Genomic DNA, 23,980 nt, shown 5'->3' on the forward strand with positions numbered 1-23,980 from the left:
ATGGAGGAGAGAAAGCCACTTCTACAATTACAGAACCTTAAGAAATACTTTGATGTGAGCACAGGCTTTTTCAAAAGGGAGCAGGCTTACCTGACTGCTGTTGACGATGTTTCCTTCGATATCTACAAGGGAGAGACCTTCGGACTTGTTGGTGAGTCAGGATGTGGAAAATCAACCCTTGGAAGAAGTGTTGTAAGGCTTTATGAACCAACTGGAGGAAAGATCATATACGACGGGGACGACATAACAAATCTTTCCCAGCACGACATGATGAAGTACAGGAAGAGGCTTCAGATGATCTTCCAGGACCCATATGCATCACTTAACACTCGTTTGACTGTTTCAGAGATTATCGGAGAGGGTATAGAAACCCATAACCTGTACTCCGGCAAGGAGAAACTGGAAAAGATATATGACCTGCTCCAGACCGTAGGTTTGAAGAGGGAGCACGCAAGCAGATATCCACATGAATTTTCCGGTGGACAGAGACAGCGTATAGGAATAGCCAGGTCACTGGCTGTGGAACCTGAGCTTGTGGTCTGTGACGAACCAATTTCAGCTCTTGATGTTTCCATTCAGGCACAGGTTGTAAACATGCTTGAAGACCTTCAGAATGACATGGGGCTAACTTACTTGTTCATCGCACATGACCTGTCAATGGTTAAGCATATATCAGACCGTATAGGCGTAATGTACCTTGGTAAAATGATGGAGATAACAACAAGCGTTGAACTTTACAAGAATCCTCTTCATCCATATACTCAGGCTCTGCTTTCGGCCATACCCATACCAGATCCAAAGCAACATAAGATAAACAAGAGGATAATCCTTGAGGGTGATGTGAAGAGCCCGATCAATCCACCTGAAGGCTGCAGGTTCAGCTCAAGGTGCAGATACTGCATGGACATCTGTACCGAAGTGACACCAGAGCTTAGAGAGGTTGAACCAGGTCATTTCGTGGCTTGCCATCTTGTCAAATAATGAATTTGTGGTATAATAGAGTATATTAAAAATTTTCTCAACATTTACCACGTTTATGTGCCACCTCAAAGAAGTATTTAATCCAGGTAGAGCCTGGTTTAAATAAAGGCAACATACATCATTAAGGAGGGGAAAAAATGAACAAGAGACTATTAGCTTTAATGTTGGTTTTGGTAATGTCAATCACAGTATTGGCTGGATGTAGCCAACCAGCAGAACAACCTGCAGAGGAACCAGCAGAGCAGCCAGCTGAAGAGCCTGCTTCAGAAGAGTCAGTTTTCCATTGGAATATAGGTGCTGACCCTAAGACCATCGACCCTGTTCTTAACGGAGCAAGCGACGGTGGAGACGTAATCAACCAGACATTTGAGGGACTAGTAAGAGAGAAAAGTGGAGAGATCTATCCTGGTATCGCTGAGAGCTGGGACGTATCAGAAGACGGTATGACTGTTACTTTCAACCTGAGAGAGTCAAACTGGTCAGACGGTACACCACTTACTGCACATGACTTTGTTTATTCCTGGAAAAGAGGAATGGACCCTGCAACAGCATCAGAGTATGCTTGGATTTGGGAGTATACAAATGTAGTTGGAGCATATGATGCAGTAAATGGAGGATCACTGGACGAAGTTGGAGTAACTGCAGTTGATGACTATACTCTAGAGGTTCAGCTTGAAACTCCAACAGATTATATCGTAAGTTTGCTTTCATTCTACCACTTCCTGCCAACCAAGCAAGAGGCAGTTGAAGCCGGAGCAGATGGGGCATGGGCGAAAGATCCTGCTAACGCAGTATCAAACGGACCTTTCAAACTAACAAGCTACTCAATCGGTGGCGGACTTACACTTGTTAAAAACGAAGAGTACTGGAATGCAGATGCAGTTAAGATTGACAGAATCGAAGGTAAATTTATCGACGAGGCTTCAACAGCTTACCAGGCATATCAGAGTGGAGAGCTTCATTTCCTACCTGATGTACCATCAGCTGAAATTCCAAGATTGATGGCAGAAGATCCAAACTTCTACGTATTCCCATTGCTTGGAACTTACTACTACAACTTTAACATGGACCTTGATCTGTTCCAGGATGTAAGAGTTAGAAAAGCTCTTAACCTTGCAGTTGACAGATCACTTATAACAGAGACAATGGCTTCAGGTCAGATTCCAGCAGCTGGATTCGTACCAGTAGGATTCCCAGACCATGAAGGAAATGACTTTGCTGAGACAGCAGGAACATATGGAATCCCAACTGATGCCAGTGCAGTAGAAGAAGCAAAAGCATTGTTGGCAGAGGCTGGATATCCAAATGGAGAAGGCTTCCCAGAGTTTACAATCATGTACAACACTTCAGAAGGACATCAGCAGGTAGCTGAGCTTGTTCAGGAAATGCTTAAGACTAACCTTGGTATCAACACCAAGCTTGAGAACCAAGAGTGGGCAGTATTCCAGGATACAAGAAAAGAAGGCGACTACGAGATGGCTAGAGGTGGATGGTTGACAGACTTTATGGACCCAATGGGACTTCTTGCAATCTTCACAACTGACAACGCATACAACGATCCTAACTATAATAACGCTAGATATGACGAGCTTCTTTCAACTGCTGCTAAGACAAGAGGAGCAGAGCACTTTGAGGCACTTTATGAAGCACAGGAAATTCTGATGACAGAACTTCCAGTAATGCCAATCTACTATTATACAGACGTTATGCTGGTTTCTCCAAACCTAGTAGGATGGGACAGATCAGTTCTTGGAACTATCGACTTCTCAACTGCTGAATTGGTAAACTAATAAAATAAGCAAATTAAAGCCGCTGACCTTTTGGTCGGCGGTTTTTACATGATTAATTTCGAGGCAGTAAACAATTGTTTATCCCTTTCGGTTGTGATAGAATAACATCTATACGTATTTTGAAAGAAGGGATAGCTTGAACAACAAATACAAAAAGGTGATGCTATTTTCATCTCTTATTTTCATAACCACCAACTTTCACCATCCGGTGAATCCAACATACTTTACAATGCTGGGTCTGCCCAGCCACGTCTTTGGGACATCCTTTGCAATGATGGTATTTGCATCCTTTTTAACATCCCCATTGTGGGGCAGTTGGGGAGACAAAAAGAGCAGAAAGATGACCTTGGTGTATTCGACAATACTATACGGGTCATCACAGATAATATACGGTCTGGCCAATAATATTTGGCAGATACTTGTAATGAGGGCAATTGCGGGACTGTTTACAGGGGGTTTCATGGTGGGGCTTATGGCCATGATAGTAGATGTAAGCAATGAAGAGAAAAGAGGAGAAATGATAGCCGCCTATTCAGCTCTCATGAGTGTTTCCATGGCTGTAGGATTTCTGACAGGTGGAGCCCTTGGGTATCTGCCAATAAGATTTGTATTCTTTATTCAGGGCGGTGTAATGATCCTAATTGGACTTGGGATATACTTCTTTATGGAGGAATCAAACAAGCCCCAGAAGTTGGGCTCAAAGCCGCAGTTCATATGGAACATACTTGCTGAAAAGGAGAAGAGAGAGGCAGTATTCACTCCTTGGATACTTTCATTTCTGGGAATCACCTTTTTTGCATTTATAGCTTATTCCAGCAACAACAATGCCTTCAATTATTATCTTCGAGATGAATTGAATTTTGAACCCATAGTCAATGGAATATGGAAGGCAACTACTGGATTAATAGGTCTTGTTGCCAACCTGACCATCAATGTTTGGATTGTAAGAAAAACAGAGCTCAGGACATCCATGAGGGTATTGCTTGGTCTCGCTCTGATGTCTGCAACCATGATATACCTTAGGGATGCCACTTATCCATTTATGATATGGAGCCTTTTTTATTTCACATTCCACACCATTCTATTCCCTCTTCTACAGAATTTTGCAGTTGAGGATTCCCATCACGGAGCTGGGTTCATGTCGGGAATATTCAATGCCGTGAAGGCCTTGGGTGAGATGTCTGGAGCCATCATTGCAGGCTTTGCCTATGGACTTGGAAGCAAGGTTCCATTCCTCCTTGCAGCAGCAGCCCTTATGATTGCTCTGATTCTGGGATTCTTGCAGCTCCTGGGAATCAATGGAGGGAGAAGACTTGCAAGAAGCGATAAAAACGTATAGAATAGAGTCAAAGGTAAAATATTGGAGGAATATTATATGCATATAAGGGACAAGAAGAAAATCACAATGGTCATAGTAATTGTCATTGCATTTGCGATGATTGCACCACTTTTGCTTAATGCTTTGTATTACATCTAAAGAAATTATGAGAACGAGTCAGTGAACCAGGCCAGAAGGTCTGGTTTTTTCTTTTTTTGGAGCAGAATGGCTTAAATAAATGGTACTACAGATTTTCATGGGTATATACACTGTAAGTGAAACTCTAGTAGGGAGGGATGATAGTGAAGGACAAGTTTAGATTGAAGGCTGAAGAGCTAACAAGTATTTGCGACCAGGAGGACCTTAACTTTGATACCACAGAGGATATGAGTCCCCTTAAGGGCATAATCGGACAGGACAGGGGAACACAGGCACTTGGATTTGGTCTGAAAATCAAGAAGAAGGGGTATAATATCTATGTTTCAGGCCTAAGCGGTACAGGCAGGAGCACATTCACCTATTCAATTGCCGAAGGCTATTCAAAGCAGGAGCCGGTTCCACTGGATTGGGTGTACGTCTATAATTTCAACAGGAAGGAATCTCCCAAGGCGCTTTCCTTCAAGCCTGGGCAGGGTAAGGAATTCAAGAAGGAACTGGAGGGATTCATTGAGCATCTTAAGAGGACCATACCTGAAACCTTTGCGGGAATAGAATACGAAACAAGAAAAAATGATGTCATAAAGATTTTCAATCAAAAGAAGGGAAATGTCCTTAAAAAGCTCAATGAAAAATCGGCAGAATATGGTTTTGTATATACCCCAAGTGAGCAGGGTCTGATTTCCATTCCCCTGAAGGATGGAAAACCCATTAATGAAGAGGAATACGCAGCCCTTTCAATAGAAGAGCGGGAAGACATGATGGAGAAGTACGAGGAGCTTAGAATTGCAACAGTTGAGGAATTCAATGACCTAAGAATCCTTGATGAAGACCTGGCTGAAAACATTAACCAGCTTGATCAGAATGTGGTGCTTGAAGTAATAAGATATGACATAAAGAAGCTTATGGACAAATACGGTCAAAGGGCCGCAACGGCAATTTATCTCAACGAGCTGGAAAAGGACATTCTTGAGAATTTGGGCAAGTTCAAGAATAAGAACGCACCCAAGAACTTTTCCCTGTTTGACCTGCCCACAGGCAATGACGAGAATTTCTTCATACGGTATAGGGTGAATCTGTTTGTTGACAACAGCCAGCTTGAAAATGCCCCAATAATTCTTGAATCAAACCCCATCTACAACAACTTGATGGGTCATATCGAGTACAAGAGTCAGATGGGCGTCCTGACAACGGATTTCACACAGATTAAACCAGGATCTCTCCATCAGGCGAATGGGGGATATATAATCTTTCAGATGAAGGAGATCCTCAACAATCCAATATCATGGGAAATGCTTAAAAGGTCCCTTAAGACCAATGAAATCAACATCGAAAACTACAACAGACTTATGGGCATGGCAGTGACTGCAACCCTTAAGCCGGAACCGATACCGTTGGATGTGAAGGTAATTATAATTGGTGACGACTACACCTACAATATTCTATACAATTATGACGATGACTTCAGGAAGCTTTTCAAGGTCATGGCTGACTTTGACATTGAGATGGATAAAAGCAGTGAGAACCTAAAAAGGATGGGTGAATTCATAGCAACCCACTGTAAGGAGAGCAACATCAAGCACTTTGACAAGATGGCGGTATCAAGGGTGGTTGAATACAGCACCAGAATTGCCGGACACCAGGACAAACTGAGCACCCAGTTCAATCAGATAATTGAAATACTGTATGAGGCCGATTTCTGGGCAACTGAGGAAGGCTCGGACTACGTCTACGAAAGGCATGTCAAGAAGGCTATTGATGAAAAGATATACAGATCCAACAAGTATGAACAGAAGCTGAATGAAATGTTTATGGAGGGAACCCTGCTGATTGACATAGATGGTGAGAAAGTGGGGCAGATCAACGGCCTTGCAGTCATGGGAACTGGTGAGTACAGCTTTGGAAAGCCCAGTAGAATAACCGCCACAGTCTACAGTGGAGAGGAAGGTGTTATCAACATTGAAAGGGAGGCCAAGCAAAGTGGAAGGATCCATGACAAGGGAGTCTTGATTCTAAGTGGCTATCTGGGACAGAGATATGCAAGGAAAAAGCCTCTTGGAATAAGCGTAGGTCTTGGATTTGAGCAGAGCTACTCAGTGGTTGACGGAGATAGTGCTTCAAGCACGGAGCTTTATGCAATACTATCCTCAATGTCGGACACTCCAATTAAGCAGTACCTGGCAGTGACGGGGTCAATCAACCAGAAGGGTGAAATCCAGCCTATAGGAGGAGTCAATGAAAAGATCGAGGGCTTCTACCAGGTGTGTAGACTAATAGGCTTAACAGGTAGGCAGGGAGTGGTTATCCCCAGATCTAACATCAAGAATCTGGTCCTGAGGGATGAAGTCATCCAGGCAGTGGAAAAGGGTGATTTTCATATTTACGCAATAGACAATGTTGAGGAAGGGGTTCAGATCCTTATGGGCAGGACAATGGAAGACCTGGACGGAGTAATCAACAAGAAGCTTGAAGGTATAAGCAATTAAGGGAAGAGAGATAATCTCATGAAATACTAAACAGGAGGAAAGAGATGACTTATAATTTTGATGAAATTGTGGACAGAAGCGGTACCTATTCTTCAAAGTGGGATGAGGGTGTGCAAAAGGAGTTGTTTGGAAGGTCCGGACTATTACCCTATTGGGTTGCGGATATGGAATTCAAGGCAGCTCCGGAGATACTGAAGGCATTGGAGGATAGGGTCCACCACGGAATCTTTGGATACACGGCAAGACCAGCTGAATACTACCAGGGAGTGATCAACTGGACAAGGAAAAGATTCGGTTGGGATGTAGAGAGGGAGTGGATTCTTTTCACACCGGGAATTGTACCAGGGGTCAACTATGTTATTCAGGCACTTACGGAAGAAGGTGACGGTGTAATAATAAATGAACCTGTATACTATCCATTTTCAAGAAGCATTGAGGAAAATGATAGGGAGGTTGTCAACTCACCCCTTGTGATGAAGGACAACCGATACCATATTGATTTTGAGGATTTGGAAGAAAAGGCTAGGGATCCCAGAAACAAGCTCTATGTACTTTGCAGTCCACACAATCCTGTATCCAGGGTATGGAGCAGGGAGGAGCTAAGAAAAGTGGGGGAGATATGCCTTGAAAATGATGTGTATGTATTGGCGGATGAGATTCACAATGATCTGATCCTTGGTGAAAACAGGCATACAATGTTTGCCTCTGTTGACAAAGGATTTGAGGATATTTCAATCACTGCAACGTCCACAACCAAGACCTTTAACCTGGCTGGCTTCTATGCCTCAAATATCATAATCCCAAACAAGGAAATCAGGGGCAGGGTTGAAAAGGTTCTATTGAAGAACAGCATTGGAAATCAGGGACCATTGAGCATAGAGGCTGTAATGGCTGCCTACAACCATGGAGAAGAATGGCTTGAAGACCTTCTTGTGTATCTGCAGGAGAATGTTAAGTTCACAAGAGAGTATCTGAAGGAGAGACTTCCTGATATTGATTTTACAGAAACTGAAGGGACCTATCTCATGTGGCTTGATTTCAGAGCATATGAAAAGGATGGAAGGACTCTGGAGAAGGTGCTTGTGGAAAAGGGAGAAGTTGCACTTGATGGGGGAACCTGGTTCGGTGACGGCGGAGATGGATTTATGAGGCTGAATGTTGCAGCTCCAAGGGATTTCCTCAAGGAGGGGCTTGATAGGATAGTTAAGGCCATTACGGAGGAGTACATTGCAGAGAACAATGAACAATAAGCTGCCATCCCGACTACCATTGGGGATTTCGTCTTAATGTTTCACTCGGAAAGTGTTATGAACCGCTCTCTGATTCAAGCTCAGAGATTTATCACACTTGTTTCGAAAATTGACTTGCAAACTCGCTTCGCTCAGACATGCAAGTCAAAGCGATTTTCTCACTTCGAGTGAAAAATCTAGCTGATCTTTCCATATGTTCGCTATTCATAAACACTTTCCTTATGTAGAAAGTTAAAAGACAAAAATAGGGTCCAAAACTCTTCGCCATGTTCAGAGTGACAATTATCTTGTCGTCCTGAGTAAAACGAAGGATCTTGGACCCTAGCTATTTGCTTATTTTGTTAACTCTAACCTCTTAGATATTAATTCTTGACTGAATAGTTTTTACTTTGTTCACCGTTCATTGTTAGCTGTATTTTCATATTTGGTCAGGTCCAGTTCCAACACTTCTGCAAGTGTCAGCGGGCTTCCCTTCTTGTTCAGCTTCAGAGCATTGAGGGTCATTTCTGCCATGGTCCTTCTCATCAGATAACCGTTTGGATTGACATTGATTCCTTTCATCAAGCCAAGCTTCTCTGCAATCTCAGGCACGGAATCGTAAAGACCGGATTCCTCCCTGTAGTCAAGAACCCTTAAAAGAAGAACCTGAAAGTCCCTTACCTTCACATTGCGCCCAAATCCAAAGCTACCATCATCCATCCCAATAATCAGATTCTTATCCACTGCCCATTGTATAAAGCCGTGATAGTAGGTATTATTCTCATCCAGATCGCTGAACTTGGCAGGAAGTAGATAGGTTGTGGCCTTGCTCTCCTCCTTGTACAATCTACTGATAAGGACAACCATGTCCTGTCTCATCAAATAACTGTCAAGCATAAGGTCTCCATTCTTGTCGCCTTTGAGAACCCCTAGCTCCTTCAATATTTCAGGTGGTGTATTAGCCTGTGCAAATGCTACTGAGCTGGAAAGAAGTGAGATCATAAGAATCGATACCAATAATAGTAAACTTAATTTTTTCATTTCTATCCCCTTTCCATATTTAATCCTATCTATATTATACATTGAATGGGAAGATGGCGATATTAAGTCTTTGTGACAAAGCATTGAATGTTTTGCGTTAATGATGTAAAATGTTAACGTTAGAATCCAATAGTGATATTACAGGAGGAAATTTTATGGTAACCAAGTATATTTTCGTAACAGGAGGAGTAGTATCGTCACTGGGAAAGGGAATAACTGCAGCAAGCCTTGGGCAGCTGTTGAAAAGCCGTGGATTGAAGGTGACAATCCAGAAATTTGATCCATATATAAATGTAGATCCGGGAACCCTAAGCCCATATCAGCATGGTGAGGTATTTGTCACTGAGGATGGAGCCGAAACCGACCTTGACCTGGGACATTATGAGAGGTTCATAGACGAGAATCTAACCAAGAACAACAGTGTTACCACCGGTTCAGTTTATTGGTCTGTAATATCAAAGGAAAGAAAGGGCGACTATGAAGGGAAGACTGTTCAGGTTATTCCCCATATAACAAACGAAATAAAGGAGAGAATCGTAAGGACATCAAGATTTCAACCCTTTGATGTTGTAATAACTGAGATTGGCGGTACGGTGGGAGATATAGAATCACTACCTTTCATGGAGGCCATCAGACAGATCAAATACGATGTGGGAAAGGAAAATGTGATGTATATTCACGTTACACTTGTTCCATACCTTTCAAAGGCTGGTGAACTTAAGACAAAGCCAACCCAGCACAGTGTAAAGGAATTGAGGAGCATAGGGATCCATCCAGATGCACTTATCTGCAGAACTGAAAAGCCACTTGGACGGGAATTGAAGGAAAAGATTGCACTCCTTTGCGACCTTGAAATTGAGGGAGTGATCCAGAACTTGGATTCAGATAGTATCTACAGGATTCCAAAGATGCTTGAGAAGGAGGGATTAGGAGACCTGGTTCAGAGAAAGCTTGAGCTTGATTGTGACCAGGTGGACCTATCCCAGTGGGACAGTCTTGTTGAAGGAATGGAGAAAATTCAAAGGTCAGTAAAAATTGCGCTGGTTGGAAAATATGTGGAGCTTAAGGACTCATACCTTTCCGTATGCGAAGCCCTGACCCATGGTGGATTGGCCAATGGCACCCATATCGACCTAAAATGGATTAATTCAGAGGATCTCAGTGAGGAGAATGCAGAGGAGCTGCTTGGAGATGCTCAGGGAATCCTTGTACCTGGAGGATTTGGACACAGGGGGATAGAGGGCAAGATTTCAGCAATCAGGTTTGCAAGGGAGAAGAGGATTCCATATCTTGGCCTGTGCCTTGGTATGCAGCTTGCCTGTGTGGAGCTGTCCAGAAACAAGGCAGGTCTTGATGGAGCCCACACTACGGAGCTTGACCCTGATACTCCACACCCTGTAATATATATCATGCCTGATCAGAAGAATGTCAAGAACCTGGGAGGGACATTAAGACTTGGGTCATACCCGTGTCTCCTGGGAGAAGGTACAAAAGCCAGGGAGATATACGGAACTCATACGATAGATGAAAGACACAGACACAGATATGAGTTCAATATGGACTATAGGGATGTTCTCGAAAAGGCTGGAATGAGATTTTCAGGTCTTTCACCTGATGGAAGCCTTGTGGAGGTTGTAGAGCTGGAGGATCATCCATTCTTTGTGGCCGTCCAGTATCATCCGGAGTTCAAGTCAAGACCTACGAGACCACATCCGCTTTTCAAAGCCTTTGTAGAAGCATCTTTGAAATAGAATAAGCTCCCCATGGGGAGCTTATGTCATTCCGTTCTTATTGCATCTATTGCAGATAGGTTCATTGCCCTTCTTGCTGGATAATATCCTGACACTATACCAATCAGGGCTGAAAACAAAAGTGCCGCAAAGACCAGCCAGATTGGAATTATTGAAATCTTGGTCTCTCCTCCTGTTCCGAACATATTGCCGAAAGCGCTTCCAAAATGGTTGATTCCAAAGGATAGAAGATAGCTTACACCTATGCCAATAATTCCTCCCAAGAGTCCGATAAGAGCCGATTCAAAAAGGAAAAGCTTCTTAATATCATTTATGGTTGCACCGATAACCTTCATTATGCCGATTTCTCTGGTCCTTTCATAAATGCTCATGACCATGGTATTAGTAATGCCGATGGCGGCGACCAGTAGTGAAATTGCACCGATTCCTCCAAGGACCAGCTGGATTATCCCGGCTGTTTCCTTCATGGATTCCAGCTGATCGTTCAGGCTGTAGGCCTCATAACCCATGGCCTTAATTGTATCCTGGACATCCTTAACATTCTTCATGTCATCCACCTTGACATCTATCCTCTGGTACTGAGAGTCGTTGGATTGACCGGGAGCCGGTCTTATGTTCTCAGCCTTCTCCTTTTCCTTCATGAGCTTTTGCACCTCGGTAAGGGGCATGTATACTCCGTAGCTGTGCTCCCAGTTGCCACCTGCAAGAATTCCCGCTGTCTTGATCTTGTATTCCTTGTAGTTTACCTTTTCAGAAGGAGGAATGTTTGGATCTTCCCAGCCATAGCTTGGGTTGAGGGTTAATGTCATCCTGTCCTTCATTAGGTCTACCTTGGGTTCTCGCCATACACGAGCCTTTGGGTCGTAGAAGTTATGGACCATGTCGCTACCGAAAAGAACAGTTAGCTCATCCCCTGCTGTAAGAAGCCTACCTTCCGCCACCTCAAATCCGAACTCCTCCATTACGCTTGGATCAATTCCTCTGATGGGAACACCTGAGATGTACCTCCCATTTATTATGGTTCCGTAGGTTTCCAGGGTCGGACTTACTGCGACCACGTGGGGCAGGGTCTTAAAGCTCACAACAGCAGCGTCGTCAAGCTTGACATCCTCCTTGCCTGCACCTCCGGGAATGGAGGGGTCAAACCAGCCCTGATGAACATTTATTGTTGTAAGGCTTCCCCACTGGGAGATTTGGTCCTCGAATGCCTGGGAAAGTCCAAAGCCAAGGCTAAGCATCACAATAATAGAGCTTGCTCCAATGATTACCCCCAGGACCGTCAAGAAGGTCCTTAGTTTTCTTCTCCACAGATTTTTGATTCCCATAAAAAAGATATCAATGTTATTCATCTATTTCCAGATCCTCATTGAATTTTTTTGCCTTTCTCTTGCGGTAGAACACAAAGCCTGCCACCGCTGCCAGGACTGCCAATCCAGGGATCAGGAACCTGTTGAGGGAGCCTCCCACACCTGGCTCCTCCATGGGAGGCTCCATTGGGGAATCAGGCATAGGCTCCATATCCATCACGTTCAGGCTAAAGGGCTTTCTTTCCTCTTTCATTTGACCTGTGGAGTCTTCAAATGTAAAGACAATCTCGCCCTGTAGCTGTCCCGGCTCGCTTGGTATTACATAGCCTTCAAAGTAATCGCTGCTGCCGCTGTTGAAATTACCCACATAATATTGTCCGTTTTCGGTCTGGAAGTTTCCCTCAAGCCTTACCATCATATTGTACAGTGGAACCTTTCCAGTATTGTAGAATTCAACTGAAATTGGAGTGGATTGTCCCACGTAGCTTTCTGGGAAGTAACCTACCTCCCCAGTGTCAAGCTTTGATTGCTGCACAACAGGAACTCCAATCAGCTCAACTGCAGTGTAGGGATTGGCCAGGCTGTCCTCGTATTCAAAGTTTGCAGTGAGGGTGTAGGTCTTCGCCTTGGCATCCGGTACGGTGTACATGCTTATGGTCTTTTCGATTTTCCCCTTTGGAGGGATGCTGTCGATATAGAAGGTGTTTGAGCTGTTTACCGGTGTAAAAACAGAGCCCGAATCCGTTTCCTCGTCTGCAGTCAGGTATATCTTGATGTTTCTTACGGTTTTTGTGCTATTGGTATTATAGAAGGACAGATTCATCTGGAACTGCTCCCCGGCACTGACCAATGTAGGGGAGAAGCTATACTTGTCTATGATCAGCTTTGGTGTTGACTGGTTGGCATTTTCATCCGGGGCGTTAAGAAAGACGCCTATTATATGGGTCAGGGTGTCCCTGGATGCAGGCTGTACCAGCTCATCGGTATAATTCACCGTTATTTCGATTGGATAATTTCTGGTATCTCCTGTTCTGGTTGTAATAAAAAGGAACTGGTATGACTTAACTTCTCCAGGTTTAATTTCGTCTGTTTTTGTTATCCCAAGTGACTTTGGAACAAGTCCGCTTTCATCCTGGCTGGTTGCTCTAATTTCAATATCACTCGCAGGGGACTGGCCTTGGTTCCTCACATCGAAGGTAACCTTGACCTCCCTGTTCTGACCAAGAGCACCTGTGGGATAGCTTAGGTTCTCAATTACAAGCTTGGATGCCCTCGCATCATTTTTAGCAGCCTGGAATGAGAAATATTCCTGGGATTCCACAATGTTGTTGTCCCCGTCCCTGTAGTTGAGTCGAACCATCATCTCGTGATTTCCAGATCGGATCGTATTGGATGCCTGCAGTTCGAAATAAACGTAGCCCTTTCTTCCGCCTGCAATGTCCGGAACCCTCTGGATGCTCAGGCCGTTGGCAAGAACCAGGGATTCTTCTGATAATTCAGGCAGGCTTACTGTAATGTTTCTTGCAGGTCCTTCACCTTGGTTGAGAAGCTCAAATCCTACAACCACAGGGTCTCCTGGGTTTACGGTTGTACTGGGCATTACATCGGTTCTTGTGAGGACCAGGTCAGGAGTTGAATCTTCCTGTATAACCCTGATGTTGATTGTCTTATCAAGTGTAAGTTCTTTACTCAGGTAGTAATCATAGTATACTACTTCCAAATTCATTGTATAGGTTCCATCGGGAGCATTTTTGTTAACAGCAACATCAAATCTCAAGGTCTCTCTGTCTCCTGGTTCGATATATTTTTCTTCTCTGTAGCTCTTTCCATCAACTAGAACAAGTCCCGTACTGTCGGAGGATAAGGTTGCAATTATGTTTTCAGCATCATAATCACCACTATTGTATAATTCAACATCCAGACGGAGACTATCGCCAGGATCTACTGTATATGTGTTTGGGCTGACCATTATCAATTTAGGCTCGATATAAGGTTGTCCTTCATTGGCCAAAGACTCAATTGGTAATATTGCAAATATCATAATGAATGCCAATAGGCTGCTTATTAACCGTTTCATCTATTCTGTTGCCTCCTTGTGGTTTTCTTGTATTTCAATTTTTTCTATGTTTCCATCCCTAAGATGCACAATCCTGTGAGCGTAGTCTGAGATTTCAGCATCATGTGTTACTATTACAAGGGTCTGGTTAAATTCCTTTGCCATCCCCGTGATCAGGTCCATAACCTCAAAGGTTGTCTTGGAATCCAGATTGCCTGTGGGCTCATCCGCAAAGACTATCCGTGGGTTGCTGACAAAGGCACGTGCGATGCTGACCCTTTGCTGCTGACCTCCACTCATCTCTGAGGGCTTGTGGTGAAGTCTGTCTCCTAGTCCAACGTTCTTGAGCATTTTGGCAGCAGCCTTCTCCCGTGAAGCCCTTGGTACACCCTTGAAGGTAAGGACGAGACTAACATTTTCCAGTGCTGTAAGGGTGGGAATAAGATTATAGGACTGGAACACAAAGCCCACGTTAAGCTGCCTGAATTTAGTGAGCTGTCTCTCGTTCATCTTTTCAAGATGATGTCCGTTGATTATGATTTCGCCTTTCGTTGGCTTTTCAAGCCCTGCCATCATATTGAGCAGGGTACTCTTCCCGGAGCCTGAGGTTCCAATAAGGCAGATAAACTCTCTCTTATCTATTGAAAGACTCACATCATCCAGGGCCTTTATCTTTTCATCACCCATACGATATATTTTTCTAACATGACTTAAACTAATAAATTCATCCAGGACAATACACCTCCTCTATTGACAACTAAAGTCTACCACAACAGAGATGAATAGTAGTTACAAAATGTTTAAAATGAGACAAAAAAAAGATTGCAGGTTTTTTCCTGCAATCCGGTCGGTCATCTATCTGTTCAGTTTTTTCTCCACCCTTGGGGCACGAATTCTGTGAGCCTGTGGCATGTCTGACCCAAGAAGTGGAAGGAGATAATATTTGAAAGCCTCCGTAACATGGTTTCCTGCTTCGTTTATATACTCGTCCGGCATGGATTTGGTGTACTTGGCAACGTCTGCAAGGGGTGACAGCTGGTAATCAACTGAATATATGCCGGTCCTGTGGATTGTTACTGAACCGTCAACATTGTTCCAAAGTGCATACTGTGCAGCCTTTTCTCCCACTTCCCTTGCCTCCTGCTGGTCCACATCCGAGACACATCCCACAAAGGATCTTTGGAGGTATCCAAAGGTATCGCTCCGCACTCTCTTTATGCCCAGTCTTTTCTTGATGGTATCAGCCAGAAGGTCTCCCAGTGCGCCGGTTCCGGAAAGCTGAATATTTCCGTGGCTGTCCCTTTCAACCTCTTCCTGGAGGGTTGCGATGATTGGAGTTCCCTCTTTATCAACAATCCCCTCAGAAACCGCTATGATACATCTGCCGTGCTTTTCATACACTTCTTTGACATCGGAAAGAAAATTATCTACTATAAATGGTCTTTCTGGAAGATAGATCAGGTGTGGTCCATCATCTGGATACTTCTGTGCCATGGATGCTGCGGCTGTTAGGAAGCCTGCATTTCTTCCCATTACGATTCCTACATAGACTCCACCAAATGAATTTACATCCAGATTTACGCCAATAAAGGCCTGTGTTACAAATTTTGCCGCGGAACCATAGCCTGGACAGTGGTCATTTACCAGAAGGTCGTTGTCAATTGTCTTTGGTATATGTATAGCCCTTAATTCATACCCTGATTCCATTGCCTTTTGGTTTACTATCCTCACAGTATCGGCGGAGTCGTTTCCTCCTATATAGAAGAAGAATCTGATGTTGTGTGCCTCCAAGACCTTGAAAATCTTATTGCAGTATTCGTCATCCGGCTTGTCTCTTGTGGACAGCAATGCTGATCCAGGTGTTCTTGCAATCCTTTCAAAATTGTTGGTGGTCTCCTGGGTCAAATCAAGAAACTCTTCATTGATTATTCCAGAAACTCCATGAAGTGCCCCATAGATCTTCTCGACCTGTGAGAACTTTCTCGCCTCAAGTACAACTCCAACAAGTGATTGGTTTATAACAGCGGTTGGTCCTCCGCCCTGTGCTACAAGTGCATTACCCTTTAATTTCATAGTCAGCCCCCCTTATTTTAAATCAAAAATAATTCCAGTCAAAAGTAAATCTTTAACATATTTATACCTCCATAATATCAGATTCAACCCTTTTCTTCAATAATACAGCTCCTTTGAATGAAAACGCTTTTTCGGTAGTTTACTTATCTGGATTGTGTTATAATTGAGACAAACAAAGAATAAGGGGGATTTTTCAATGGATAAGGTAATGATTAGAATGAGAATGAGCGCCCACGATGCACATTACGGTGGAAACCTGGTTGACGGGGCCAGAATGCTTGGCCTGTTCGGAGACGTTGCCACTGAACTGCTTATAAGACATGATGGAGACGAAGGTCTTTTTGTTGCATATGACATGGTTGAGTTTACTGCACCTGTCTATGCAGGAGATTACATAGAGGCGGTTGGTGAAATAACAAAGGTGGGTAACACTTCAAGAAAGATGAAGTTCGAAGCCAGGAAGGTTATCGTTCCAAGACCTGACATAAACGACTCAGCATGCGATTTCCTAGAGGAGCCTATAGTTGTTGCAAGAGCTGAGGGAACCTGTGTAGTGCCAAAGGACAAGAAGAGAAAATAAGACTAATTCACAATTCACAATGCACAATTAACAAAGAACAACTAACAGAGAACAATGAACAATAGTTAAGATCTAAGAAGTTAGAGGTAAGAAGTTGAAAGTGGAAGGAAAAGAAGAGATCCCTCCATTTCAGTCGGGATGACAGATAGAATGTCATCTTGAGCTTGTGGAGAGATCTAAGACCTTAAGGCTTGAGCAGGATGATTGAGAATTTAAAGCTGTTTTTATCTTTTAATTATGAACTGCGAAGTGCCCGGCGATAGAATTACTTAAAAGCTGTGCTTTTATTGGAATTCATCGAGAGGGTATGAATTGTGAATTGTGAATTTAAATCGGTTTTTATATTTTAATTGTGAATTGAGAACTGTGAATTGTGATTTGTGAATTGAAAAAACGGGGGGATTAAAGAATGGATAAGCTTATTATAACCGCTGCAATCTGTGGCGCGGAAGTAACCAAGGAACACAACCCAAATGTACCATATACAGTAGAGGAAATAGGTAGGGAGGCGGAGTCGGCATACAAGGCTGGTGCCAGCATCATCCACCTTCACGTGAGGGAGGACGATGGAACCCCTACTCAGGATAAGGAAAGGTTCAAGGCTTGCATGGACGAGGTAAGAAGAAGATGCCCAGATGTCATCATCCAGCCTTCAACAGGCGGAGCAGTGGGAATGACCGATGAGGAAAGACTTCAACCTACGGAGCTTTTTCCGGAGATGGCAACCCTTGACTGCGGAACCCTTAATTTCGGCGGGGACGAGATATTCGTAAACACAGAGAACACCATAAAGAACTTCGGAAAGATAATGATTGAAAGGGATATCAAGCCTGAGATAGAGGTTTTCGACAAGGGTATGATCGATTATGCGATCAAGTTCCAGAAGCAGGGCTTTATTAAGACCCCGATGCACTTTGATTTTGTACTTGGGGTTCAGATGGCAGCCACAGCAAGGGACCTTGCCTTTATGGTTGACAGCATTCCACAAGGGTCAACATGGACTGCTGCGGGAATAGGAAGAAACCAGTTCCCAATAGCTGCCATGGCGATTGCAATGGGAGGCAATGTAAGGGTTGGATTTGAGGATAACACCTACATTTCAAAGGGAGTTCTTGCCAAGTCCAACGGCGAAATGGTGGACAAGGTGGTCAGGATTGCAAATGAGCTGGGCAGGGAAATTGCTACACCTGCAGAGGCAAGGGAGATTCTGGGACTGAAGCCTTTAAAGTAATCTGAATATAAATGAGAGATAGATATCCCAAGGGGTATCTATTTTTCAAATCATGAGAAAGGAAGTGTATCATGAGACTGGATTCCCTCAGGTTAAACAACAACTCCCAAAGAAATTTGGTTTCCAGTAGAAACGGCATGGTTGCAACCACAAACCCATATGCATCCCAGGCAGGCATCCAGGTGATGAAGTCAGGCGGAAATGCCTTTGATGCCGCAGTGGCAGCGGCGGCAGCCCTTGTGGTGTTGGAGCCCACAGGTTGTGGACTTGGGTCGGATGCATTTGCAATACTATATTCCAAGGGTCAGCTGTTTGGTCTTAATGGAAGTGGATGCTCCCCTAAAGATCTTACCCTGGACCATTTACATAAGTTAGGTCTTGAGGAAATGCCCAGATATGGTCCGTTACCTGTTATGGTGCCAGGGGTGGTTGCTTCCTGGAAGGCCATTTTGGAAGGCTTTGGAAGACTTTCGCTAAGGGAGGTTCTCCAACCGGCTGTTGAACTTGCAGAAGAGGGTCATCCTGTTCAGCCAGTAATAGCAGGTAGCTGGGAAAAGGCTTTTCAAATCCAGAAGAAGATTGGTTCCGAGGAATGTTTTCGTCACTGGTTCAATTGCTTCACTTTGGATGGAAGAGCACCAGGACCAGGGGAGCTTTGGAAGAACAAGGACCTTGCCAAAACCTTAAGGAAAATCGGGGACACTTCCGGGGAGGACTTTTACCGCGGAGACCTGGCAGAAAAGATAGTATCCTTTCTAAGGGATGCTGGTGGTGTGATTACCATGGAGGACATGATGGATTTCAGACCACAATGGATGGAGCCGTTAAGTGTTGGTTACAAGGGCTATGACATATGGGAGCTGCCTCCTAACGGACAAGGGATAACCGCCCTTCTGGCTTTCTCAATACTTGATAGCCTGACTGAGGGTTCCCATGACGCCGATCAAATCATCCACAATTCAATAGAGGCCATGAAGCTGGGATTTGAAGACGGTATGCCCCTGGTGGGAGATCCTGGGTTTTGCAAGGATACCTGGAGTGTGCTTTTAAGTGGAGCTTACGGAAGGAAAAGGGCAGTCCAAATTGACGAATCAGCTCGGATGCCCCTATGTGACCTGCCCTCCAAAGGAGGCACCGTGTATCTGGCTGCAGCGGATGGACAGGGGAACATGATCTCCTTAATCCAGAGCAACTACAGGGGCTTTGGATCTGGACTGGTGGTTCCTGGAACAGGGATATCCCTCAACAACAGAGGCTTTGATTTCAGTATGGACAGGAAGAGCGCAAATTTTCTAGAAGGAAGAAAGAGGCCATACAACACAATTATCCCAGGCTTCATAACAAGGGGAGGGGAGGCCCTTGGGCCCTTTGGACTAATGGGGGGCTATATGCAGCCCCAGGGTCATGTCCAGCTATTGGTGAATATCCTTGAAAGGGGAATGAATCCTCAAGATGCATTGGATGAACCAAGGTGGCAATGGACAGGCGGAAGGGATATTTCCGTGGAGATGGATTTCCCCAAGGATATAAGGGAAGCCCTTGAAAAAAGAGGTCACAAGGTAACTGAAATCAAGGACAGCTCATTCTTTGGGAGAGGACAGATGATCATAAGAGACGAGGGTGGAGAATTGCTTGGAGCCACGGAGAAAAGGGCGGACAGCTTGATCTCAATCTGGTAACCATATTGTAACTTCAATTTGTCACCTATGTGTGATATAATGTTTAATGAACAATCTTCGATTAATCATTTCTCGAATCACTTACACAATAATATTCCCGAAATAATTACAAGAACATACTGATTAACTAAACCTTGTCCGGCAAGGTTTTGTATGCAGTTTAATTGTATATACATAGGCACGGATCAATGATTAGGAAGCGAGGTGTAACTTTGGATAAGGACATACTTGAAGTAAAGAAACTATCTGAACTGAAGGAAATTGCAAAGGCATATGACATACCAGGATACTACAGGATGAAAAAGAACGAGCTGATCCAGGCAATAACAAGCCAAGAACCTGATGGGCCAAAGGATATTGAGCAGGAGCTTGTCGCCGACGATGTTGAGATCACAGACGACATTTCTGACAATGCTTCAGAGGAAATGGAAAACCTGGATGAAAAGGACATAGCTGAGGGTATCCTTGAGATGCATCAGGATGGCTACGGGTTCCTGAGAAGAGATAACTATCTGTCAGGGGATGATGATATATACATATCACCCTCCCAGATAAGAAGGTTCAGACTCCAGACAGGGGACAAGATAACCGGCATCACAAGGCCACCAAAATCCAATGAGAAATTCAATGCGCTCCTTTACATAAAGGCAGTCAATGATATGCCGCCTGCAACGGCAATAAAAAGACCGGACTTTGACAGCCTGACACCGATCTACCCCATAGAAAGACTAAGGCTTGAAACAGATGGAAGGGAATATGCCACAAGGATGATAGACCTTGTAGCCCCCATAGGCAAGGGTCAGAGGGGTATGATAGTTGCACCACCGAAGGCAGGAAAGACAACACTTCTAAAGATGATTGCCAATGGTATAGCTAAAAACCATCCAGAGGTTGAGATCATTATACTTCTCATAGATGAGAGGCCTGAAGAGGTTACCGATATGAAGAGGTCCGTTAAGGGTGATGTTGTTTATTCAACCTTCGATGAGCTTCCAAAAAACCACACAAAGGTGGCTGAAATTGTTCTTGAAAGGGCCAAGAGGCTGGTTGAGCACGGCAAGGACGTTGTGATTCTTCTTGACAGCATCACAAGACTTGCAAGGGCCTACAATCTTTCTATACCTGCTACGGGAAGGACCCTGTCAGGAGGACTTGACCCGGGAGCCCTCCACAAGCCCAAGAGGTTCTTTGGTGCAGCAAGAAAGATGGAGGAGGGTGGCAGCCTGACAATACTTGCCACAGCCCTTGTGGAAACCGGAAGCAGGATGGATGATGTTATATTCGAGGAGTTCAAGGGTACAGGTAATATGGAGGTACATCTTGACAGAAAGCTTTCCGAGAAGAGAATCTTCCCTGCAATTGACATCTACAAGTCGGGAACCAGAAGAGAAGACCTGATCATGAGCCAGAATGAGCTTGAGACTGTGTGGGCTTTGAGAAAGGCACTTGGAAACAGCAGCACCCAGGATGTTACTGAGGCCTTTATTGCAAATCTTGTGCAAACCAAAAACAACAAGGAATTCATTGACCAGATGAGAAACAAGATTTGGATTTAGTCAAAAAAATTGCACTGAAATAATCTTTGAAGTTGAAATTTATAAAATCATATGCTATAATTTAGTGGTTATATCGTAGAGTGGCTAAAATTATAGATACTCGAAATCGAAGTGAGGTGAAATGAGATGAAAAAAGATATCCATCCAGAATATAAAGAGGTGACAGTTACCTGTGCATGTGGAAACACATTCAAGACTGGCTCAACAAAGGATGAGCTAAGGGTAGAAATCTGTTCAGAGTGCCATCCATTCTTTACTGGTAAGCAAAAGTTTATGGAGCGTGGTGGACGTGTAGAGAAATTCAAGAAGAAATATCAAATCGAGGATTAATTTCTTTACAACTGGGTTAGTTGCATGTGCACCTAACCTTTATTTTTTTGAGGAAGTGAACCTATGAATAAAATTAAAAATGCCCCAATTAAAGCCAAGCACAAGACCTCAATAGGTGGCCAGGCCATAATTGAAGGGGTAATGATGAGAGGGCCGGAAAAGATTGCAATTGCAGTTAGAAAGCCTGACAAGGAAATTGAACTGAAGGTTAACCCCATCAAATCCGTTGCCAAGAAATACAAGGTATTTGGGCTTCCCTTCATAAGGGGAATGGTGGGTCTTGTTGAAGCCCTTAAGATCGGTACGGGAGCACTGCTCTATTCTGCGGAATTCTTTGAGGAGGAGCAGACCCTGGACAAGGACGGAAACCCCAAGAAGACACTCACCCAGAAGCTCTTCAAGGGCAAGGCCCAGGATGTGGAGATGGCCTTGGCAGTGATACTTTCCGTTGCCATGACTGTTGGGATATTTATGGTTTTGCCAAATATAATCACCAACTTCTTGAAGGGGAATATCCAGAACACGGTCACCCTGAACCTTATTGAAGGATTGATCAGGATGTCCATTTTCCTTCTTTATGTGGTCTGGGTATCAAAGCTTGAGGATGTAAAAAGGGTTTTCCAGTATCACGGGGCGGAGCATAAAAGCATCCACTGCTATGAAAACGAAATGGAGCTTACAGTGGAAAACGTAAGGAAATTTCCAATCCTTCATGCAAGATGCGGAACCAGCTTCCTTTTTATGGTCATGGCGGTGAGCATTGTGGTCCTATCCTTTTTTGGATGGCCCAACCCTGTAATGAGAATTCTTACCAGGATTTTTATGTTTCCTGTTATTGCCGGAATATCCTATGAGATAAACAGGTATATCGGAAGAAGTGATTCAAGGCTGTGCTATGCCTTAAGCTATCCAGGACTTATGATTCAGAAGTATGCGACAGTCAAGGAGCCGGACGACTCTCAGATTGAGGTGGCGATCCAGTCCCTGTTGGCCGTTATACCGGAGGACAAGGAGGCAGACAGGTGGTAGTAGACCAGCTTTTAGCGGAAGGTATCAAGAGCCTTCAAAATAGACAGTATACAAATCCACAGCTTGAGGTGAGACTTATTCTATCCAGATTGATGGGTGTGGATAAGTCTTATCTGTATGCCTATGGAGATAAAGAGCTGCCAGAGGACCTGGTCCGGAGGTTCAGAGACTTGATCCTAAAGAGAACTGAAGGGTATCCTCTTCAGTACCTGCTTGGAACCCAGGAGTTTATGGGTATGGATCTGGAGGTTTCTGAAGGTGTCCTTATTCCAAGAGGTGATACTGAGATTCTTGTGGAGTATCTTCTGGACCATATAGATGAAAGCATTGGAGATAGGGAGTTTACGGTTCTGGATATTGGAATCGGAAGTGGAGCCATATCACTTGCCATTGCAAAATTCTGCCCAAATTCAAAGGTGTACGGAGTGGACCTATACGACGAGCCCCTGCAGGTTGCCAACAGAAACAAGGAGAACCTTGGGCTCCACAATGTGGAGTACTACAGGGGAGACCTTTTCTCGCCCTTTGAAGGTGATGAGTGGAGTGGGTACTTTGACATAATAGTTTCCAACCCGCCATACATACCTGAAGGGGAGAGGGGTGGGCTTCAGGTTGAGGTTGGCAGGTACGAGCCTGAAACTTCCCTGTTTGCAGGAGAGGACGGACTGGACTTCTACAGAAGGATTACAGCCCAGGCAAAGAGGTATATAAAGGATAATGGGCTTTTGGCCTATGAAATAGGCCATGATCAGGGAAAGGATGTTGCTGACCTTTTAAGGAGAGAAGGCTTCAATGAGGTTCAGGTAATAGACGATTTTGAAAACAGAAACAGGGTTGTTACGGGAAGAGCTTAAAGGGTGTGTTAGATTTTGATGGTTTTACTGCAATTGTTCATATCATTTATTAAAATAGGTGCATTTAGCTTTGGTGGCGGCTACGCCATGCTCCCCCTTATCGAGGAGGAGGTTGTTGAGGTTCACGGCTGGATAACCACGGCAGAATATGTTGATATACTGGCCATAGCTGAGATGACTCCCGGACCCATAGCCATCAATTCAGCCACTTTTCTTGGCTACAAGGTAGCTGGAGTCCTAGGCTCGGCAATAGCTACAGTTGGGGTTGTGCTCCCATCATTCATAATAATGAGCCTGATATTCGTGTTTGTACTTAGATTTAAGAAATCCCCCTATGTCAACTGGATATTCAAGGGCATAAGACCAGTTGTACTTGGTTTGATTGCAGCTGCGGCTGTTAGCGTCGGGCACAATACATTTGTGGATATTAAATCAGTACTTATTGCCATACTGCTGTTTGTCCTGGTGACATTTAGGGATCTGAATCCCATATTCGGGATTGTTCTTGCAGGAGCTTTGGGAGTATTATTCTT

Annotated in this window: 19 protein-coding genes; 14 read left to right on the plus strand and 5 right to left on the minus strand. The window is 44.1% G+C overall.

Going from position 1 to position 23,980, the window contains the following annotated elements:
- The 5 genes from ACKVDP_RS05380 to ACKVDP_RS05400 all read left to right on the plus strand — a co-directional run bounded on the left by ACKVDP_RS05380 (position 1) and on the right by ACKVDP_RS05400 (position 7,981).
- The gene (locus ACKVDP_RS05380; RefSeq protein WP_409227786.1) at positions 1-981 is read left to right on the plus strand and encodes an ABC transporter ATP-binding protein; all 981 of its coding nucleotides are present in this window, start codon (positions 1-3) and stop codon (positions 979-981) included.
- A 137-nt stretch (positions 982-1,118) separates the two neighbouring features.
- Positions 1,119-2,771, plus strand: coding sequence for a peptide ABC transporter substrate-binding protein (locus tag ACKVDP_RS05385; protein WP_409227787.1), 1,653 nt, complete (start codon positions 1,119-1,121; stop codon positions 2,769-2,771).
- 136 nt (positions 2,772-2,907) lie between these two features.
- Complete coding sequence (locus tag ACKVDP_RS05390; RefSeq protein WP_409227788.1) at positions 2,908-4,110, plus strand: MFS transporter; 1,203 nt, start codon at positions 2,908-2,910, stop codon at positions 4,108-4,110.
- 281 nt (positions 4,111-4,391) lie between these two features.
- Positions 4,392-6,731: a Lon protease family protein gene (locus ACKVDP_RS05395; protein ID WP_409227789.1), complete on the plus strand. Its 2,340-nt coding sequence runs from the start codon at positions 4,392-4,394 to the stop codon at positions 6,729-6,731.
- A 44-nt stretch (positions 6,732-6,775) separates the two neighbouring features.
- Positions 6,776-7,981, plus strand: coding sequence for a MalY/PatB family protein (locus tag ACKVDP_RS05400; protein ID WP_409227790.1), 1,206 nt, complete (start codon positions 6,776-6,778; stop codon positions 7,979-7,981).
- 393 nt (positions 7,982-8,374) lie between these two features.
- Here the strand turns inward: ACKVDP_RS05400 and ACKVDP_RS05405 are convergent, their stop codons facing one another.
- Positions 8,375-9,001 carry an S-layer homology domain-containing protein gene (locus ACKVDP_RS05405; RefSeq protein WP_409227791.1) on the minus strand — a complete coding sequence of 209 codons (627 nt, stop codon included), beginning with the start codon at positions 8,999-9,001 and terminating at the stop codon, positions 8,375-8,377.
- Positions 9,002-9,156: 155 nt separating this feature from the next.
- On the opposite strand from ACKVDP_RS05405, the gene ACKVDP_RS05410 reads away from it, so the two are divergent.
- The gene (locus ACKVDP_RS05410) at positions 9,157-10,752 is read left to right on the plus strand and encodes a CTP synthase (protein ID WP_409227792.1); all 1,596 of its coding nucleotides are present in this window, start codon (positions 9,157-9,159) and stop codon (positions 10,750-10,752) included.
- A gap of 26 nt (positions 10,753-10,778) precedes the next feature.
- Here the strand turns inward: ACKVDP_RS05410 and ACKVDP_RS05415 are convergent, their stop codons facing one another.
- The 4 genes from ACKVDP_RS05415 to ACKVDP_RS05430 form a co-directional block, all read right to left on the minus strand.
- Positions 10,779-12,101 carry an ABC transporter permease gene (locus tag ACKVDP_RS05415; RefSeq protein ID WP_409227793.1) on the minus strand — a complete coding sequence of 441 codons (1,323 nt, stop codon included), beginning with the start codon at positions 12,099-12,101 and terminating at the stop codon, positions 10,779-10,781.
- The gene (locus tag ACKVDP_RS05420) at positions 12,094-14,136 is read right to left on the minus strand and encodes a COG1361 S-layer family protein (RefSeq protein ID WP_409227794.1); all 2,043 of its coding nucleotides are present in this window, start codon (positions 14,134-14,136) and stop codon (positions 12,094-12,096) included. Before ACKVDP_RS05420 ends, ACKVDP_RS05415 begins: the two co-directional genes overlap by 8 nt.
- Positions 14,137-14,802, minus strand: a complete 666-nt coding sequence (locus ACKVDP_RS05425) for an ABC transporter ATP-binding protein (protein WP_409227795.1) — start codon at positions 14,800-14,802, stop codon at positions 14,137-14,139.
- Positions 14,803-14,970: 168 nt separating this feature from the next.
- Complete coding sequence (locus ACKVDP_RS05430) at positions 14,971-16,188, minus strand: 6-phosphofructokinase (protein ID WP_409227796.1); 1,218 nt, start codon at positions 16,186-16,188, stop codon at positions 14,971-14,973.
- 196 nt (positions 16,189-16,384) lie between these two features.
- Here ACKVDP_RS05430 and kal point away from each other — a divergent pair, with 196 nt between their 5' ends.
- From kal to ACKVDP_RS05470, 8 genes are all read left to right on the plus strand, one after another.
- Entirely contained in the window at positions 16,385-16,768 is a 384-nt protein-coding gene (gene kal, locus ACKVDP_RS05435) for a 3-aminobutyryl-CoA ammonia lyase (protein WP_409227797.1), read from the plus strand.
- A gap of 409 nt (positions 16,769-17,177) precedes the next feature.
- The gene (kce, locus tag ACKVDP_RS05440; protein WP_409227798.1) at positions 17,178-17,999 is read left to right on the plus strand and encodes a 3-keto-5-aminohexanoate cleavage enzyme; all 822 of its coding nucleotides are present in this window, start codon (positions 17,178-17,180) and stop codon (positions 17,997-17,999) included.
- 71 nt (positions 18,000-18,070) lie between these two features.
- Positions 18,071-19,678: a gamma-glutamyltransferase family protein gene (locus tag ACKVDP_RS05445; protein WP_409227799.1), complete on the plus strand. Its 1,608-nt coding sequence runs from the start codon at positions 18,071-18,073 to the stop codon at positions 19,676-19,678.
- A 212-nt stretch (positions 19,679-19,890) separates the two neighbouring features.
- A complete protein-coding gene (gene rho / locus ACKVDP_RS05450; protein WP_409227800.1) occupies positions 19,891-21,234 on the plus strand; it encodes a transcription termination factor Rho in 1,344 nt (447 codons plus the stop codon).
- A 126-nt stretch (positions 21,235-21,360) separates the two neighbouring features.
- Positions 21,361-21,564, plus strand: a complete 204-nt coding sequence (rpmE, locus tag ACKVDP_RS05455; RefSeq protein WP_409227801.1) for a 50S ribosomal protein L31 — start codon at positions 21,361-21,363, stop codon at positions 21,562-21,564.
- Positions 21,565-21,627: 63 nt separating this feature from the next.
- The gene (locus tag ACKVDP_RS05460; protein WP_409227802.1) at positions 21,628-22,593 is read left to right on the plus strand and encodes a DUF1385 domain-containing protein; all 966 of its coding nucleotides are present in this window, start codon (positions 21,628-21,630) and stop codon (positions 22,591-22,593) included.
- Positions 22,587-23,447, plus strand: coding sequence for a peptide chain release factor N(5)-glutamine methyltransferase (gene prmC, locus ACKVDP_RS05465; RefSeq protein ID WP_409227803.1), 861 nt, complete (start codon positions 22,587-22,589; stop codon positions 23,445-23,447). Before ACKVDP_RS05460 ends, prmC begins: the two co-directional genes overlap by 7 nt.
- 18 nt (positions 23,448-23,465) lie before the next feature.
- Positions 23,466-23,980, plus strand: a 515-nt coding sequence (locus tag ACKVDP_RS05470; protein ID WP_409227804.1) for a chromate transporter, incomplete at its 3' end; no start/stop codon positions are given.

Origin of the sequence: Gudongella ferriphila (assembly GCF_046224405.1) — a bacterium.
Classification (GTDB): domain Bacteria; phylum Bacillota; class Clostridia; order Tissierellales; family Tissierellaceae; genus Gudongella.

Bases quoted from the DNA above. Each gene is read 5' to 3' on its own strand.
- ACKVDP_RS05380 (WP_409227786.1), top strand. From the start codon at position 1: ATGGAGGAGAGAAAGCCACTTCTACAATTACAGAACCTTAAGAAATAC.
- ACKVDP_RS05385 (WP_409227787.1), top strand. From the start codon at position 1,119: ATGAACAAGAGACTATTAGCTTTAATGTTGGTTTTGGTAATGTCAATC.
- ACKVDP_RS05400 (WP_409227790.1), top strand. From the start codon at position 6,776: ATGACTTATAATTTTGATGAAATTGTGGACAGAAGCGGTACCTATTCT.
- ACKVDP_RS05405 (WP_409227791.1), bottom strand. From the start codon at position 9,001: ATGAAAAAATTAAGTTTACTATTATTGGTATCGATTCTTATGATCTCA.
- ACKVDP_RS05410 (WP_409227792.1), top strand. From the start codon at position 9,157: ATGGTAACCAAGTATATTTTCGTAACAGGAGGAGTAGTATCGTCACTG.
- ACKVDP_RS05415 (WP_409227793.1), bottom strand. From the start codon at position 12,101: ATGAATAACATTGATATCTTTTTTATGGGAATCAAAAATCTGTGGAGA.
- ACKVDP_RS05420 (WP_409227794.1), bottom strand. From the start codon at position 14,136: ATGAAACGGTTAATAAGCAGCCTATTGGCATTCATTATGATATTTGCA.
- ACKVDP_RS05425 (WP_409227795.1), bottom strand. From the start codon at position 14,802: ATGGGTGATGAAAAGATAAAGGCCCTGGATGATGTGAGTCTTTCAATA.
- ACKVDP_RS05430 (WP_409227796.1), bottom strand. From the start codon at position 16,188: ATGAAATTAAAGGGTAATGCACTTGTAGCACAGGGCGGAGGACCAACC.
- kal (WP_409227797.1), top strand. From the start codon at position 16,385: ATGGATAAGGTAATGATTAGAATGAGAATGAGCGCCCACGATGCACAT.
- kce (WP_409227798.1), top strand. From the start codon at position 17,178: ATGGATAAGCTTATTATAACCGCTGCAATCTGTGGCGCGGAAGTAACC.
- ACKVDP_RS05445 (WP_409227799.1), top strand. From the start codon at position 18,071: ATGAGACTGGATTCCCTCAGGTTAAACAACAACTCCCAAAGAAATTTG.
- rpmE (WP_409227801.1), top strand. From the start codon at position 21,361: ATGAAAAAAGATATCCATCCAGAATATAAAGAGGTGACAGTTACCTGT.
- ACKVDP_RS05460 (WP_409227802.1), top strand. From the start codon at position 21,628: ATGAATAAAATTAAAAATGCCCCAATTAAAGCCAAGCACAAGACCTCA.